Here is a 753-nt window from a genome sequence, read left to right on the forward strand (position 1 = left end):
CTCGCCAACCAGGCCGACCAGGGCGTCCTGCGTCTCCTCGGCTGATCTTCGGTCCGCAGGAGCGGATCACCCCGCAGAACGCGGGACGAAGCAAAAGAGCGGCGGAGCCTCGGCTCCGCCGCTTTTCGTTTGGGCCCATTTCGGAATCGGCAGCTCGCGCGGTCTCGACCGCGGCCGTTCCGGATCCGTTAACCATGCCGGGACTTCGCCCGGTTTGCGAGCAGTTCGTCGCCCCGAATTTACCGCTCGTTACGAGATCGGACGCATGGTCTCCCCGTCGGGTCCAGAACGGGCTCGATGCCAGAAGGCACCATACCAGGAAGGTATCAAATCATGGCCGTTTCGCTCTCTGCCGGCGTTCGCAACAATCTCTCGACGCTGCAGTCGACCGCCGCCCAGTCCGCGCAGATCCAGAACCGTCTCGCCACCGGCAAGAAGGTCAACTCCGCGATCGACAGCCCGGTCAACTTCTTCACCGCCGCCTCGCTGAATGATCGCTCGAGCCAGCTCACCGGCCTGCTCGACGGCATCTCGAACGGCATCCAGACCATCCAGGCTGCCTCCAAGGGCATCGACGGCATCACCAAGCTCGTCGGTTCGCTGCAGTCGACGATCAAGCAGGCCCAGGCCGACGCGGCTCAGAACCGTCCGACCAAGGCCGGCACGGCTCTCGCCACTGCGGCGGAAGTCACGACCACCAGCAAGAGCCTGAAGGACATCGCCCTCGACAAGAAATTGCTCGATGACGATGCC

1 protein-coding gene is annotated in these 753 nt (G+C 64.1%); it reads left to right on the forward strand.

All coding sequences use genetic code 11. The features are described 5' to 3' along the window. Nucleotides 1-333: 333 nt before the first annotated feature. The coding region (locus CXY91_RS05390; protein WP_465246841.1) for a flagellin N-terminal helical domain-containing protein at nt 334-753 on the forward strand (420 nt) is incomplete at its 3' end.

This window comes from Allobosea sp. FBZP-16 (genome assembly GCF_002831785.1).
Taxonomy (GTDB): Bacteria; Pseudomonadota; Alphaproteobacteria; order Rhizobiales; family Beijerinckiaceae; genus Allobosea; species Allobosea lupini.